The organism is Streptomyces sp. NPDC005574 (assembly GCF_040605435.1).
In the GTDB taxonomy this organism is placed as follows: Bacteria; Actinomycetota; Actinomycetes; order Streptomycetales; family Streptomycetaceae; genus Streptomyces.
This window is the reverse complement of the sequence record NZ_JBEXCW010000002.1, coordinates 183,546-198,548: the sequence shown is the minus strand read 5'-3', so window position 1 is coordinate 198,548 and position 15,003 is coordinate 183,546. Positions and strand designations below refer to the sequence as shown.

Annotated in this window: 11 protein-coding genes; 6 read left to right on the top strand and 5 right to left on the bottom strand. The window is 73.5% G+C overall.

Translation table 11 applies throughout. The features are described from left to right. Positions 1-2 precede the first annotated feature (2 nt). Positions 3-1,757: an HEXXH motif domain-containing protein gene (locus ABZT03_RS02560; protein WP_356032423.1), complete on the top strand. Its 1,755-nt coding sequence runs from the start codon at positions 3-5 to the stop codon at positions 1,755-1,757. A gap of 52 nt (positions 1,758-1,809) precedes the next feature. Here ABZT03_RS02560 and ABZT03_RS02555 read toward each other — a convergent pair whose 3' ends face one another. Beyond that, positions 1,810-2,283: a GNAT family N-acetyltransferase gene (locus tag ABZT03_RS02555; RefSeq protein WP_356032421.1), complete on the bottom strand. Its 474-nt coding sequence runs from the start codon at positions 2,281-2,283 to the stop codon at positions 1,810-1,812. A 9-nt stretch (positions 2,284-2,292) separates the two neighbouring features. Continuing rightward, entirely contained in the window at positions 2,293-3,183 is an 891-nt protein-coding gene (locus tag ABZT03_RS02550; protein ID WP_356032419.1) for an aminoglycoside phosphotransferase family protein, read from the bottom strand. A gap of 34 nt (positions 3,184-3,217) precedes the next feature. On the opposite strand from ABZT03_RS02550, the gene ABZT03_RS02545 reads away from it, so the two are divergent. The 3 genes from ABZT03_RS02545 (at position 3,218) to ABZT03_RS02535 (ending at position 8,642) form a co-directional block, all read left to right on the top strand. After that, on the top strand, positions 3,218-3,871 hold the full coding sequence (locus tag ABZT03_RS02545) for a rhomboid-like protein (RefSeq protein ID WP_356032416.1): 654 nt from the start codon (positions 3,218-3,220) through the stop codon (positions 3,869-3,871). 8 nt (positions 3,872-3,879) lie between these two features. Further along, positions 3,880-5,286: an FAD-dependent oxidoreductase gene (locus ABZT03_RS02540; protein WP_356032413.1), complete on the top strand. Its 1,407-nt coding sequence runs from the start codon at positions 3,880-3,882 to the stop codon at positions 5,284-5,286. Positions 5,287-5,384: 98 nt separating this feature from the next. Then, a complete protein-coding gene (locus ABZT03_RS02535; RefSeq protein WP_356032411.1) occupies positions 5,385-8,642 on the top strand; it encodes an IPT/TIG domain-containing protein in 3,258 nt (1,085 codons plus the stop codon). A 71-nt stretch (positions 8,643-8,713) separates the two neighbouring features. On the opposite strand, the gene ABZT03_RS02530 is transcribed toward ABZT03_RS02535, so the two are convergent. Together ABZT03_RS02530 and ABZT03_RS02525 are read right to left on the bottom strand one after the other, a co-directional pair. Further along, a complete protein-coding gene (locus tag ABZT03_RS02530; protein WP_356032409.1) occupies positions 8,714-10,216 on the bottom strand; it encodes a DHA2 family efflux MFS transporter permease subunit in 1,503 nt (500 codons plus the stop codon). Between the two features lie 261 nt (positions 10,217-10,477). Further along, positions 10,478-11,638, bottom strand: coding sequence for an NAD(P)-binding protein (locus ABZT03_RS02525; protein WP_356032406.1), 1,161 nt, complete (start codon positions 11,636-11,638; stop codon positions 10,478-10,480). 158 nt (positions 11,639-11,796) lie between these two features. On the opposite strand from ABZT03_RS02525, the gene ABZT03_RS02520 reads away from it, so the two are divergent. Then, entirely contained in the window at positions 11,797-12,564 is a 768-nt protein-coding gene (locus ABZT03_RS02520) for a pentapeptide repeat-containing protein (protein ID WP_356032404.1), read from the top strand. Positions 12,565-12,702: 138 nt separating this feature from the next. On the opposite strand, the gene ABZT03_RS02515 is transcribed toward ABZT03_RS02520, so the two are convergent. Further along, positions 12,703-13,203 carry a hypothetical protein gene (locus ABZT03_RS02515; protein WP_356032402.1) on the bottom strand — a complete coding sequence of 167 codons (501 nt, stop codon included), beginning with the start codon at positions 13,201-13,203 and terminating at the stop codon, positions 12,703-12,705. A 6-nt stretch (positions 13,204-13,209) separates the two neighbouring features. On the opposite strand from ABZT03_RS02515, the gene ABZT03_RS02510 reads away from it, so the two are divergent. Further along, positions 13,210-14,778, top strand: a complete 1,569-nt coding sequence (locus ABZT03_RS02510; RefSeq protein WP_356032399.1) for a M1 family metallopeptidase — start codon at positions 13,210-13,212, stop codon at positions 14,776-14,778. Positions 14,779-15,003: the final 225 nt, after the last annotated feature.

Genomic DNA, 15,003 nt, shown 5'->3' with positions numbered 1-15,003 from the left:
CCGTGCAGCACACCGCCCACCCCCGCCCCCACGTCCTGGCCCCTCGGTCCTTCGAGGAACTCCTCGGCGGCGGGGGCGGTCCCGCGACCGTCGCCGCCCTGCGCGCCAGTGAGCGCAGCTGGCGCCTGCTGGTCGTACGCGCCCTGCTCGACGCGGCGGGCACGGCGCCGGCCGGCCCGCTGCCCCGGCTCGCCGACGGCTGGCGCCTGCTGACCCGCGCGCACGCCGCGTCCCCCGGCGCGGTCGAGGCACTGCTCGCGTACCCGGCCGTCGGCGTGTGGGCGGCACACACGCTACGGCGGCTGCGCGGGAGCGCCGGGGACGACGCCACGCCCCTGTGGGCGGACACCGGGTACCTGCACGCGATCGCGGCCGCCGCGGCCTTCCGGGCGGGCCTGGACTTCCGCACCGGCGTCCCGGTCCGTGACGGCTGGGCAGTGCTGCCCGCGCTCGGCGCGATGCGCGTGCCGGCCACCGGGGACCTCGGCGCGACGCGGGTGCCCGGCACCGGGGACCTCGGCGTGACCGAGGTGTCCGCGGCCGGCGGGTGCCTGCGGATCGCGGGGCGGGCCGCCGGGGGAACCGGCTGGCATCCGCTGACCGCACTGCGTGCCGAGGGCTGCACCCTCCTCCTGGACGACACCGACCCCTACCGCGCCCTGCGCACACCCGCCGCGCCCGACCCCCTCGACCGCGCCGCCGACTGGCAGGAGTTGTTCCGCGAGGCCTGGCGGATCCTGTCCGCCACCGACGCGGAGACGGCCGGGGCCCTGTCGGACGGGCTGGTGTCGGTGGTGCCCCGGCCCCGGGGCGAACGCTTCCGGCCGCACAGCGCCTCCTCGGGCGACGCCTTCGGCACGGCCCTCGCGTCCCTCCCCGACGACGCCGAGCAGTTCGCCTCCACGCTCGTGCACGAGTTCCAGCACAACAAACTCAGCGCGTTCATGCACCTGTTCACCCTGTACGACGACCAGGGCACCGGGCTGCTCTACGCCCCCTGGCGGGATGATCCCCGGCCGCTCGGCGGTCTGCTCCAGGGCGTGTACGCATTCTTCGGCGTCACCGCGTTCTGGCGCCGGCGCCGCCACCCGCTCGGGCAGTTCGAGTTCGCGCTGTGGCGCTCCCAGACCGCGCACGCCCTGCGCGCCGTCGGCCGGGCGGAGCAGCTCACCGACCTGGGGCGCAGGCTGGTGGGCGAACTGTCCGGACGGCTGGAGCCGTGGCTGGCGGAGCCGGTGGACGCGCCCGTCCTGACGGCCGCGGAACTGGCGGTCGCCGACCATCGGGCGCTGTGGCGGGCGTACCACCTGGCGGCCGCCGGTCCCACGGGCGAGCCGCGGCTCACTCCGCGCACCCCGGCCCGCGGTTTCGACACGCGCGCGGTCCTGCTGCGCTGGCTGCTGGCCGACCCCGCGGGCTTCGAGCGACTGCGCGACGACCCGGGCGCCACGGTGAGCGGGGCGCGCCCCGAGGACGCCGCCCTGGTGTCCGGTCGTACGGCCGAGGCGATGGCCGCGTTCCGCGCCCGTGTCGTCCGGGGCGACGGCGATCCGGAGACCTGGGTCGGCCTCGGCCTCGCCGCGCGGGCCGAGGGGGACCCGGCCGGCGAGGGGCTGCTGGCCCGGCCGGAACGGGCGATGGCCCGGTACGCCGACTCGGCCGGCGCGGCGGACCCGCTGGAGATCGGCCGTGAGCTGGGCCGCTGCCCGACGGGGGCCGGGGCGGATCCCCTCCGCGCGGTGGCGAGCAGGGGCTGATCGCGGCCGGCCGCCAGCCGTCGGCCGCTGAGTCGCTCCAGGCCCTCGTCCGTCAGCCGCCCAGTCGCTCCAGGGCCTCGTCCGTCAGCCGGTACACCGTCCACTCGTTCTGGGGGCGCGCGCCCATGGCCTCGTAGAAGGCGATGGACGGCGCGTTCCAGTTGAGGACGGCCCACTCCAGGCGCTGGTAGCCGCGAGTGACGCAGAGGCGGGCGAGTTCGGTGAGGAGGGCCTTGCCGTGGCCGGCGCCCCGGGCGGTGGGGCGGACGTAGAGGTCCTCCAGGTAGATGCCGTGGACGCCGCGCCAGGTGGAGTAGTTGAGGAACCACAGGGCGAAGCCGACCGTCTCGCCGGTCGTGTCGTCGGTCGCGACGTGGGCGTAGGCGGCCGGGTGGTCGCCGAAGAGGGCCGTGCGGAGCTGTTCCGGGGTCGTCCTCACCTCGTGCAGGGCCTTCTCGTACTCGGCGAGTTCGCGGATCAGGGTGTGGATGACGGGGACGTCGGCGGATGTGGCGGCTCGAATCATGGGGCGAGGTTAACTCCGGTCGCCGTCGCGCAGCCGCCGGGCGATCTCCAGCCGCCGCGGCTCGGGTCGACGGCCGTCCTCGACGTCCCACACGCAGTTCTGCAGGACGCGGCCCAGGGTCCAGGCGCGGGCCCGGGCGCGGTCCAGGCCCAGCACGTCCGTCATCGCGTCGAACCGCCAGCGGATCTCGCCGGGCTCGAAGCGGTTGGCGAGGGCGGGCAGCAGCTCGAAGCCGGGGTCGCCGGCCAGCGGCTTCGGGTCGATGGCCAGCCAGGGGGCGCGGTCGGCGGCGAGCACGTTCTCGTAGTGCAGGTCCCAGTGCAGCAGCCGGTCGCCGGGGTCGTCCACGACCTCGCGCACCGCGGCCGCGCAGTCGGCGACGAGCCGGCGGACCGCGGGATCCGGGACGCGTTCCAGGGCCCGCGGGGTCCGGTCGAGCAGGGCGCCGGCGAGGTCGCCCAGGCGGCGCATGCCGTGCGGTGCCGGTACGGCGGTGAGCCGGGTCAGGAGCCGGGCGACGACGAGGACGGCCGCGCGGGAGTCGGGGACGTGCGACAGCGGGCGGGCCGGGTCGAGGCGCTCCAGGAGCAGAGTGCCGGTGGCCGGGTCGTGGTCGAGGAGCCGGACCGCCCCGGCACCGTCCCACACGCGCAGCGCGACCGGCTCGCCCTCGCTCTCGGAGTCGGGGAGCTGCAGTTTCAGCACGGCGGGAGTGCCGCCGGGGCGCAGGACCGGCAGGACGAGGGCGCTGACGCCGTGCATCGGCGGACCGTCGGGCCGCAGCTCCCAGCGCTCCAGGAAACCGGCGGCGAGGCCCGGCAGCGCGGCGACGAACGCGCGGCCCGCGTCCCCGTTGTACCTCTCCTGCGCCGCGACCAGCGCTTGCGGAATGTCGATCACGTCACGGACGTTACTGGCGTGCGTGAATCGGCTCATGCGAATCGACCGGGGCCCGCATCGGGTGTGGGGCTACGTCCGCAGCGCCCCCGGCACGTACGTATGGCTGGGCATCCTGTTCGTCACGACGGTGGCCATGCACCGCATGTCGCCCGAGTTCGAGCAGGAGTTCCTGCGGCAGCGCTCGACCAACCTGCACGAGTTGTCGCAGCATCCGCTGCGGGTCCTGGTGACGAGCGCGATGTGGATCGACGGCGGGATCTGGCTGCCGTACGTCGTCTTCTACAGCGTCTTCCACGCGCAGGCCGAACGCTGGCTCGGGACGCTGCGCTGGCTGGCCGTCGCCGCCGCCGCGCACGTGCTGGCGACCCTCATCAGCGAGGGCGCGCTGTGGCTGGCGATCAGGGACGGCCGGGCACCGAACTCGGAGGTCAACACCCTGGACTTCGGGGTGAGTTACGCGCTGGCGGGCGTGGTGGCGGTCCTCACCTACCGGATCGCGTCCCCCTGGCGGTACGTCTATCTCGTCGTCGTCCTGATCGTGTACACGTACCCGCTCGTGGCCGCGCCGACGTACACGGAGCTCGGCCACTTCCTCTCCGTGGTGATCGGACTCAGCTGCTATCCGCTGGTCAGAGGGTGCGGAAAAGCATGGAATCCGAAGGAGACAGTGGACTCCCACCGGGGTTGAATACCGGCATGAGCAGCTCGGCGAGCAGTGCCGTCAACGGTGGCATCTCCTTCTGGTACGCGGACGACGGCCTCCCGGCGGTGCGGGAGCCGCTCGCCGGGGACGCCTCGGCGGACGTCGTGATCGTGGGCGGCGGGTACACGGGACTGTGGACCGCGTACTACCTGAAGAAGGCGGCGCCCTCCCTGCGGGTCACCGTCCTGGAGCGGCGGTTCTGCGGCTACGGCGCCTCCGGCCGCAACGGCGGCTGGCTGTACAACGGCATCGCGGGCCGCGACCGGTACGCGAGACTGCACGGCCGGGACGCCGCCGTACGGCTGCAGCGGGCGATGAACGACACGGTCGCCGAGGTCGTCACGGTCGCCGCCGCCGAGGGCATCGAGGCCGACATCCACCGGGGCGGGGTGCTCGAAGTGGCCCGCACACCGGCGCAGCTGGCGCGGCTGAGGGACTTCCACGCGGCGGAACTGGCGTACGGCGAGCAGGACCGCGAACTCCACGACGCCCGGGGGACCGCGGAGCGGATCAGGGTCGCGGACGCCGTCGGCTCCACCTGGACCCCGCACGGCGCCCGCCTGCACCCGGTCAAACTGGTGAAGGGGCTCGCGGCGGCGGTCGAGGCGCTCGGGGTCACCGTCCACGAGCTGACCCCGGTGACGGAGATCCGGCCGCGCCGGGCGGTCACGCCGTACGGAACCGTCCGTGCGCCCTACGTCCTGCGCTGCACGGAGGGCTTCACGGCCGGGCTGAAGGGGCAGCGGCGGACCTGGCTGCCGATGAACTCCTCGATGATCGCGACCGAACCGCTGACCGACGGACAGTGGGAGTCGGTCGGCTGGGACGGGCGGGAGACGCTGGGCGACATGGCGCACGCGTACATGTACGCCCAGCGAACCGCCGACGGGCGGATCGCGCTCGGCGGCCGCGGGATGCCGTACCGCTTCGGCTCCCGGACCGACAACGACGGCCGCACCCGGCAGGCGACCGTCGAGGCACTCCGCGAGATCCTCGTCGGGTTCTTCCCCGCGCTCGCCGGGGTGCGCGTCGAACACGCCTGGTCGGGGGTGCTGGGTGTGCCGCGCGACTGGTGCGCGACGGTCACCCTCGACCGCTCCACCGGGCTCGGCTGGGCGGGCGGATACGTCGGCTCGGGCGTCGCCACCGCCAACCTCGCGGCACGCACCCTGCGCGACCTGGTCCGGCTGGACTCCGGCGAGGACGGCCCCACCGAGCTCACCGGCCTGCCGTGGGTCGGCCACAAGGTCCGCAAGTGGGAACCGGAACCGCTGCGGTGGCTGGGCGTGCAGGGCATGTACGCCACCTACCGCACGGCGGACCGCCGGGAGACCGCGACCCACGCCCCCCACTCGTCCCGACTGGCCCGCCTCGCGGACCGGGTGGCGGGGCGGGGCTGACGCATCGGACCACTCGCACCCCTCGTATTCCCGGAGGTGCTGTGTCGTACCTGTGTGCGACGATCTCCCCCAACTGTCAATGATCCAGGGGGAATCCGATGCCCGAGGCAGACTTCTGTCCGCCTGCGAGACGCGGCCGGTCGGCCGCCGTGCCGACCGTGTTCGCCGCCTTCCTCGCGCTGCTCGTCTCACTGCTGACCGTCGTGAGTGGAGCGGGGACCGCCCGGGCCGACGACCCCCCGTGCGCGCCGCTCGCGCTCGCGGCGTTCGGCGACCCGGGCGCCTCCGTCGCAACAGTGGCCGTACCGGCCGACGGCAGCGTCTGCTTCACGGTCACCGCGGAGGCGCCGGGCCTGCACCTGGTGTCCCTGGACGACCCGAGCAGCGACCTGTACCCGCAGATCTTCACCGCTGACGGCACCCAACTGGAGTGCTACGACGTCGAGTACGCGGTGAAGGGCTGGTGTGATCTCCCCACGGCGGGCACCTATGTCGTCAAGGTCGTCAACCGGGGCTGGGACACCGTGAACACCCCGGTGACCGTGGTTCCGCTCGCTGGGACGCGAGGATGTGCCGCACCGGTCGGCACGAACTGGGACCAGCCGGACGTCACCCGGACCTCCGTGACCCCGGTCGAGGTCGACTGCCAGCCGTTCACGGCCCAGCCGGGCGAGCGGATCCGGCTCGCCCACGGCACCAGGGTCTACGGCTCCACTCTCGCCTGGATCACCGACGCGACCGGCGCCCGGATCTGCCCGCACTTCCCGGAGGACGACGAGAACAGCTGCGTCCTGCCCGCCGACGGCACCGGCCCCTACCGGGTGATCTCCCAGGTCTCCGCCACGGAACAAGGCTTCCCGGCCGACTATGCCGTGCAGGTGCGCCGCCTCGACGACCCGCAGGGCTGCGTGACGGCGCCCGTCCGGCCCTACGGTGTTCTCGACGGCCCGGACCTCACGACCGACCCCTGCTTCACCTTCACCACCGACAAGGCCGGTCGCTACACCGTGCACTACGTGAGCGAGGACCGCTCGACCGGCCCGGTCTGGGTGTACGACGCCGACGGAAGAACGGTCTGCAGGTCCGGCAGCGACCCCTGCCGGGTGCCCTCGGCCGGTACGTACACCGCGCTGCTCGACGGCTCCCCACTCTTCCGGGACCACCACCAGGGCCTCCTCGTGCTCGACCGTGCCTCCGGTGCGGGCTGCGTGGCGACCGGGACAGGGCTGCACCGGGGTCAGTTGAGCACGGTGGGCCAGTACGACTGCCTTGCGCTGTCCGCCCCGCAGGGCGCCCGGATCGCCGCGCTCACCCCGCTCGCGTCGTCCGGCGTCGAGGCCGACGTGGAGGTGCTCGACCGGGACGGCGTCGAGCAGTGTGACGCGGAGAGCCTGTCGAACGGCGACTGCCCGCTCACCGGCGCGGCCCCCTACCGGGCGCTCGTGCACACCGAGAACAGTGCGGAAGGCGCGACGGGCCCCTACTCCGTCGCGATCCACCGCACCGACGCGACCGCCGACTGCCCCCTCCTGCCGGCCGGCAGTTTCACCGCCGACGGCGCGAAGGCCACGCTCACCACGGGCGACGGCGTCTTCTCGCACTGTCTGAACATTCCGGCGGACGCGCACACCGGCGCGGAGGTGTTCCAGCTGGCCGCCACCTCCGGTGCCGCCGCCGCGAAGTTCTCCGTACTGGACTCCACCGGCAAGAAGGTCTGCGACCGTTCGGCCACCACCGACGGCTGGACCGTCTGCCCGCTGACGCCGGGCAAGGCCCACACCGTGCTGGTCACCGGCCGGGACCAGGCCGCCGCCTACACCCTCTCCCGGCGCGACGTCACAGCGACGGCGAACTCCGCGGGCTGCTCCGCCACGGCCGTGGCCAAGGTCGGCGGGCCCTCCGTGAAGGGCTCCTACGGTGCCCCCGGCACCCTGACCTGCCACCAGATCACCACCGACGCGGCCGCCGACGTCGTGCACTTCGACGTGCGGGACGCGCTGGGCACCGCCAACCTCGCCGTCTTCGGCGCGGGTGGCGGCAGCGAGTGCTCCTTCCGCAACCGCTCCTGCGCGGCCACCGGGTCGACCACCCACCAGGTGCTCGTGCAGACCCCGGCCAACCTGAAGGCCTCGCCCGAGTACCACCTGGACGCCTTGCGCATCGCGACCGCCGACGGGCCCGCGCCGGAGTGCGCCAGGGTGCCGTCCGTCGCGTACGGGTACGGGCCGATCACCGGCACCCTGGACGAGTCCCACACCGCCGTGTGCGCGGCGCTTCCGACCGCCGGGTTCGACCGCTTCGACGCCGTCCTCAAGGACACCGGCGGCGCCACCACCACGGCGGTGCCCGCGCTGTACAACACCTCCTCGTGGACCAACGGCTGCACGCACTTCCTCCCGGAGAGCTACGGATGCGCCGTCCTCGGCTCGTCCCCGAAGAGCACCCCGACGGTGTTCCTGCTGGGTCTGCCCGAGAAGGCGTCCACCACGGCCTACAGCGCCGGGCTGACCTGCTCGTCCTCGCTGTGCGGCACCGAGAAGGTGGACGTCACCGCCATCAGCCCCGACACCGGGATCAGCGGTGGCAAGGTGAAGCTCACGGTCACCGGCACGGCGCTCGGCCCGGACGTCACGGTCCGGCTGGGCCAGGCCGGGAAGACGATCACGGCCAAGGCGGACTCGGTCTCCGCCGACAACCGGACGGTGACGGCGACCGTCGACCTGACGGGCGCCGCCACCGGTGTCTGGAACGTCAGCGTGATCACGCGCGGCTGGGAGTACCAGCGCGGCACCTTCACTGTCACCCAGCCCCAGCTGACGAACACCGCCGCTCCCAAGATCACCGGTACCTCCAAGGTCGGCGCCAAGGTCGCGGCGGCGCCTGGGAGCTGGTCGGCGGCTCCGTCGTCGTACACCTATCAGTGGAAGGCCGACGGCACGGCGGTCGGCGGGGCGACGGCGTCGACGTACACGATCCCCGCGTCCGCGCTCGGCAAGAAGCTCACCGTGACCGTCACCGCCGTCAAGGGCGGCTGGCAGAGCGGGACGGCGACCTCGGCCGCCGTGACCGTTGCCAAGGGAGACGCGCCGAAGGCGACCGAGCCGCCGGCGATCAGCGGGACGGCGAAGGTCGGGAAGACGCTGAAGGCGACCAAGGGGTCCTGGACTCCGGCGCCGACCTCCTGCTCGTACCAGTGGTACGCGAACGGCAGGGCCGTCGCCGGGGCGACCACGTCCTCGCTGGTCCTCAAGGCGGCACAGAAGGGCAAGAAGATCACCGTCAAGGTGATCGCCCACCGCACCGGTCGCAAGGACGGGTCGGCGGTGAGCAGGGCGACGAAGGCGGTCGTGAGCTGAGCGGGTCGGACGTACCGGATCGAGGGGACGGCCGCCGGGCCGTCCCCTCGATCCGTGCGGGCCGGGTCCGGTCAGACCGCTGGTTCCGGGAGCGGGGAGTCCGTGCGGGTGTCGTGGCGGGGGGCCTTCGCCGTCACCATCAGGCCGGCCACCAGGCCCGCGAGGAGCATGATGCCGGCGGCCCACCAGATGGCGACCGTGTAGCCGTGCACGACGCCCTCCTGCACGATCCGGGCCTTCTGCGCCGGGTTGCGCAGGTGGGCGGTGACGTAGGCGGCGCTGCTGGTGGTGGCGATGGTGTTGAGCAGGGCCGTCCCGATCGAACCACCCACCTGCTGCGAGGTGTTGACGGTCGCGGAGGTCACGCCGGAGTCCTGCGGGGCGACGCCCGCGGTCGCGGTCGCGAAGACCGGCATGAACGTCAGGCCCATCCCGAGGCCCATCAGCAGCAGCGCGGGCAGGATCTCCGTGGGGTACGAGGAGTGCACGGTCATCCGGGTCAGGATCACCATGCCGCCGGAGGCCAGGACCATGCCGGGGACCATGAGCCCGCGCGGCGGCACGCGGTTCATCAGCCGGGCGGAGATCTGCGTGGACCCGACGATGATCGCGACCGTCAGGGGCAGGAAGGCCAGACCCGTCCGCACCGGCGAGTAGCCGAGGACGACCTGGAGGTAGTACGTCATGAACAGGAACAGGCCGAACATGCCGATCACCGCGAGCGCCATGGTCAGGAAGCAGCCGGCGCGGTTGCGGTCCTTGACGATGTGCAGGGGCAGCAGTGGGCTCGGCGCCCTGTTCTGCCACCACACGAACGTCACGAGCAGAGCCACCCCGACCGCGAACAGGCCGAGCACCACCGGATCCGTCCAGCCGCGCGGCTGGGCCTCGCTGAAGCCGTAGACGATCGCGACGAGACCGCCGCAGCCCATCACCGCGCCGGGCACGTCGAGGCGGGCGCCCGCGTGTCCGGGGCGGTCGTGGAGCAGGGCGAGGGCGCCGAAGACCGCGGCGATCGCGATGGGCACGTTGACGTACAGGCACCAGCGCCAGTTCAGGTACTCGGTGAGCAGGCCGCCGACGATGAAGCCGATCGCGGAGCCGCTGCCGGCGAGGGCGCCGTAGATGCCGAACGCCTTCCCGCGCTCCTTCGGGTCGGTGAACGTGGTCGTCAGCAGGGACAGGGCCGAGGGCGCCAGTAGGGCGGCGAAGGCGCCCTGGAGGGCGCGGGCGCCGAAGAGCATGCCCTCGCCGGTGGCCGCGCCGCCGAGCGCGGAGGCGGCGGCGAAGCCGATCAGGCCGATGACGAAGGTGCGTTTGCGGCCCACCAGGTCGGCGATGCGGCCGCCGAGCAGCAGCAGACCGCCGAAGGCGAGCGTGTAGGCGGTGATCACCCACTGCCGGTTGGCGTCGGACATGCCGAGGTCGCGTTGCGCGGAGGGGAGCGCGATGTTCACGATCGTCGCGTCCAGCACGACCATCAGCTGCGCGAGGGCGATGACCACCAGGCCCCACCAGCGGCGGGGGTCGGCTTCCTCGGTCGCGGCCGGTTCACCTGTCGGGGTGGCGCTCATCCGGTCAGCAGACCACGGATCGGGCGGTGCCGCATCCCCTGCGGACCTGTGCCTGGTCATGGCTCAGCACCACCTTCCCGGGGTGTGTTCCCGCGGCCTCGCCGGCGGGACGTTCGGTGACGTGTACGGACGGACGACGTGCATGTGGTTCCCCCAGACGTGCATCTGGTTCCCTCGTCGGAAGGAAGGCGTACCGGGGCCGGGTGCCCCGTCCCGAGCTCAGGTCTCCGGGCTCGTGCTCTCGGGCTCGTGCTCTCGACCTCAGGCTCTCCTGAGGTCGAGGGAGCGCCGGCCGAGCGCGAGGGAGACGGCGGTGAGGGCGCTGTTGAACGAGACCTCGGACAGCACCCCGGGCGCGGCGACCTGGTCGCCCGCGAGGTACACGCCGTCGCCGCGGTCCACGGCCGGGCGGTCGCGCCAGCTGGTGCCGGGCAGGTCGACCGCGCCGGTACGGCCGTTCGCGACGGCCTCCCGCCGCCAGGTGACGCGGGAGCGCCAGCCCTCGAAGGCCAGGTCGAGGAGGTCGTCGGCGCGGTCGGTGCCGGCCGACCGGGACGCGTGCGGCGGGATCGGGATCTGCCCTTGGAGCAACTGCTCGCCGGCCGGGGCCAGCGTGCGGTCCTGGGCGGTGAACCGCTCGATCCAGCCGGGCGCGTCCAGGTCCGCGACGGCGAACGCGTCCCCGCGCCGTGTGCGAAGGGCGAGGTCGACGAGGACCGTACGGCCGCCGGTCCAGGTCAGCGAGTCGTCGCCGAGCAGGCGGCGGGCGGAGTCCAGGGAGGTGGCGACCACGACGGGGGTGTCGGTGGGAAGTGTGTCGACGCGGGACAGGGTCTCCACGCGGACCCCGAGGTTCCAGGCGCGGGCGGCCATCCGGTCGATGACGCTCGCCCAGCCGCCGCGCGGGTAGTGCGCCTCGGGCGGCACCCGCGTGGCGCGCCGCAGGCGCTCCTGCACGAAGGCCGCGGACAGGGCGCCCGGGTCGTGGTGGAAGACGGCCACCGCCGAGTAGTGGGCGGCGGCGCGGGCGGCCTCCTCGCCGGCCTGCCGGGTGGCCCAGGACAGGAAGTCGCCGTCCACGGGCGCCTGCCGCGCGCCGCGCCTCGCCAGCTTCAGCAGGGCGAGGGGCGGGGTGCGGCGCAGCACCCCGTGGTGCCTGAACCGCAGCCGGGCCGCCTCCAGGGGCGGGAGCGGGGCGAGTGGTCCGAGGAGGTCGCGCTGCCTGAGCCAGGCCCAGTGCGGGCCGGCGCTGTAGAGGGCGTGCGGTCCCTCGTTGGTGCGGTACGGGCCCTCGGCGGTCCGCGCCCGCCCGCCGAGGGTGTGGTGGGCTTCGTACACGGTGACCTTGGCGCCCGCCTCGGCGGCGGTGACGGCCGCGGTGAGGCCGGCGAAGCCGCCGCCGATGACGGTGATGCGGTGCATGGCTCGGGGTCTCCCTCTGTCGGGGTCGCCTTTCGCTGACGTCCATAGGACCGTCCGGCGGGCCCGGAATGTGACATCGCCGCTGTTCGCGCAGGTCAGCCGCGTCGCCGGTGGCGCGGGTCGGGGGAGTTGTCAGTGGCGCGGTGCAGGATGGGGGCATGGTGAGGCGAGCGGTGGGCGAGAGGGGTGCGGCCGGTGCGGCGGGCGGGCGCGGCGCGACGGGGGCACGGGGTGCGACGGCGGCGCGGGGTGCGGCCGGGGTGCGGGGTGCGGCCGGGGTGCGGGGTGCGCGGCGGCCGGAGCTGCGGCTGCCCGCGCTGGAACCGTATGACGGCGGGGAGCTGGAGCCCGACGGGGACTACGACGGGCTGGAGTTCCGGGAGACGGACTTCGCCGGACAGGACGCCGGGGGCGCCCGCTTCATGGACTGCGCGCTGACGGGGTGCGCGCTGGACGAGACCCGACTGCACCACGCCCGTCTCCTCGACTCACGCCTCACCGGCATCAGAGGGGTGGGCACCGACCTCGCCGAGTCGTCCCTGCGGGACGTCGAGCTGATCGACGCGCGGCTCGGCGGTGTGCAGTTGCACGGGGCGATCCTGGAGCGGGTGTGGATCCGCGGCGGGAAGATCGACTACCTGAACCTGCGGGGGGCCCGCCTCAAGGACGTCGTCTTCGAGGGCTGCGTCCTGGTCGAGCCGGACTTCGGGGGCGCGACCCTGGAGCGGGTGGAGTTCGTCGACTGCGCGCTGAAGGGCGCCGACTTCAGCGGGGCCACGCTGACGGACGTCGACCTGCGCGGGGCCGCCGCGCTGGAGATCGCGCGGGGTGTGGACCGGCTGGCGGGGGCGGTGATCAGTCCCGCGCAACTGGTCGACCTGGCGGCGGTGCTGGCGGCCGAGCTGGGTATCCGGGTGGAGGGCTGAGGGCACGCGGGGTCGGGGACACGGGGCGGCGGGGGTGTGACGGGGCGGCAAGGCGCGTCAGGTGACGGTCGGGCGCGTCGGGTGACGGTCGGGCGCGTCAGGCGTTGGTCCTGCGCGTCAACCGGCGTTCGGAAGCGCTCACTTCAGGCGGGGGAACCGGGCCAGCAGGGACCAGATGGCCGGGTTCTCGCCGAGGTCCTCGTGCAGGTCGGTCAGGTCGGCGAGCAGGTCGTGCAGGAAGTCACGTGCCTCGCGGCGCAGTTCGGTGTGCGAGAAGGTCAGCGGCTTCTCGTCGGCCGGCATCCAGTCCGCCTCGATGTCCACCCACCCGAAGCGGCGCTCGAAGAGCATGCGGTCGGTGGACTCGGTGAAGTCGAGTTCGGCCCACTGGGGACGCGAGGCGCGTGAGCCCGCCGGGTCCTGGTCGATCCGCTCCACGATGTCGCACAGCGCCCACGCGAAGTCGAGCACCGGCACCCATCCCCAGGCTGTGGACAGCTCCCGGTCCGTGTCGGTGTCGGCGAGGTAGACGTCGCCGCAGAACAGGTCGTGGCGCAGGGTGTGGACGTCCGCACGGCGGTAGTCCATCTGCGGCGGGTCGGGGAAGCGGTTGGAGAGGGCGTAGCCGATGTCGAGCACGTGGTGATGGTGTCACGCCCGCCTAGGATCACTGGAGTGTCCCGATCCGCCCCTCTTGCCCCGAATGCCGTGTCCGCCACCACCTCCGGCCGGGCCACCACCTCGGCCCGAACCGCCGCCCTCTCCGCCCGCGGCGCCACCTCCGCCGCCCTGCTGCTCGCCCTCGCCCTGACAGCGTGCAGTGGCGATGGCGGAGGTGGTGGAGGCGGCGGGGATGGTGGCGGGACGGGCGAGGCCCGGGTGGACGGCGAGTCCGGTGCCCCCGGTGTCCGCGACCCGTACTTCCCCCAGGCGGGCAACGGCGGGTACGACGTCACGCACTACGACCTGGCGCTCGACTACGACCCCGGCCGGCAGCACCTCACCGGCACCGCCGGGCTCACCGCCCGCGCGACGCAGCGCCTCTCCGCCTTCGACCTCGACCTCAAGGGCCTGGACGTCGAGCAGGTCACCGTCGACGGCAGCCGGACCCGCTGGTCCCGCGCCGGCCAGGAGCTGACCGTCCGCCCGCACGACGCGCTCGCCCGGGGCCGCACGTTCCACGTCACGGTCCGCTACGCGGGCACACCGGAGACGGTCACCGACGCCGACGGCTCCGCGGAAGGCTGGGTGCGCACCGACGACGGCGCCCTGGCCCTCGGCGAGCCCACCGGGTCCATGACCTGGTTCCCCGGCAGCCACCACCCGTCCGACAAGGCGTCGTACGACATCGCCGTCACCGTCCCCGAGGGTCTCCAGGCCGTGTCCAACGGGGAGTTGACGAGCCGTACCACCGCCCGCCACCGGACGACCTTCCGCTGGCACACCGCCCAGCCCATGGCGAGTTACGTCGCCACGGTCGCCGTCGGGCGGTACGAGATCACCCGGTCCACCACCCGGGACGGAGTGCCCGTGTACGTCGCCGTCGATCCCCGGCGGGCGAAGGCGAGCCGGGCGGTGCTGGCCGGCATCCCCGGGATCATGCGGTGGGCGCAGGGCGTCTTCGGCCCCTACCCCTTCTCCTCCACCGGGGCGATCGTCGACCGCGCGGACGGCCTCGGCTACGCCCTGGAGACCCAGAACCGGCCCGTCTTCCCCGATGTCCCCGACACCGGGACCCTCGTCCACGAACTCGCGCACCAGTGGTACGGCGACTCGGTCACGCCGAGAACCTGGCGGGACATGTGGCTCAACGAGGGCTTCGCCACGTACGCGGAGTGGCTGTGGCAGGAGGAGCACGGCGGTGACACGGCCGAGGCGGTCTTCTCCGCCCTGTACCGGGGCGACTACTACGACAGCCCCGACTACAACGAGGCCGTCTGGGCCTTCCCGCCCGCCGAACCGCCGAGCGCCGGGCGGTTGTCCGACAGCCCCGTGTACGAGCGCGGCGCGATGGTCCTGCACAGGATCCGGCAGACGGTCGGCGACGGCGCCTTCCGCGGCATCCTCCGCGGCTGGGCCGCCGTCCACCGTCACGGCAACGCGGACACCGCCGACTTCACCGCGTACGTGGAGCGGAAGGCACCCGGCAAGGACTTGAGCGAGATCTGGAAGGACTGGCTGTACGGGGACGGCAGACCGGCGGGCGGGGGATAGGGGCGGCAGGGTTGCATGAGTTCACACGGGCAGACCGGGGCGCCCGGTTCACACGGGCACGGCGGCTGCGCCGGTTCACACGGGCACGTCAGCCGAACCGGTTCACACGGGCCCTCCGGCCGCACCAGTTCACGCGAACACATGCGTTACCTCCGTTCACGCGAGCGCGTCAGCCGCACCGGTTCACACGGGACGCCGACCGCTCCCGTTCACACGAGTTCACCG

Coding starts and splice junctions, on each gene's coding strand:
- ABZT03_RS02555 (WP_356032421.1), bottom strand. CDS start 2,283: ATGATTCGAGCCGCCACATCCGCCGACGTCCCCGTCATCCACACCCTG.
- ABZT03_RS02545 (WP_356032416.1), top strand. CDS start 3,218: ATGCGAATCGACCGGGGCCCGCATCGGGTGTGGGGCTACGTCCGCAGC.
- ABZT03_RS02540 (WP_356032413.1), top strand. CDS start 3,880: ATGAGCAGCTCGGCGAGCAGTGCCGTCAACGGTGGCATCTCCTTCTGG.
- ABZT03_RS02535 (WP_356032411.1), top strand. CDS start 5,385: ATGCCCGAGGCAGACTTCTGTCCGCCTGCGAGACGCGGCCGGTCGGCC.
- ABZT03_RS02530 (WP_356032409.1), bottom strand. CDS start 10,216: ATGAGCGCCACCCCGACAGGTGAACCGGCCGCGACCGAGGAAGCCGAC.
- ABZT03_RS02525 (WP_356032406.1), bottom strand. CDS start 11,638: ATGCACCGCATCACCGTCATCGGCGGCGGCTTCGCCGGCCTCACCGCG.
- ABZT03_RS02520 (WP_356032404.1), top strand. CDS start 11,797: ATGGTGAGGCGAGCGGTGGGCGAGAGGGGTGCGGCCGGTGCGGCGGGC.
- ABZT03_RS02510 (WP_356032399.1), top strand. CDS start 13,210: ATGGTGTCACGCCCGCCTAGGATCACTGGAGTGTCCCGATCCGCCCCT.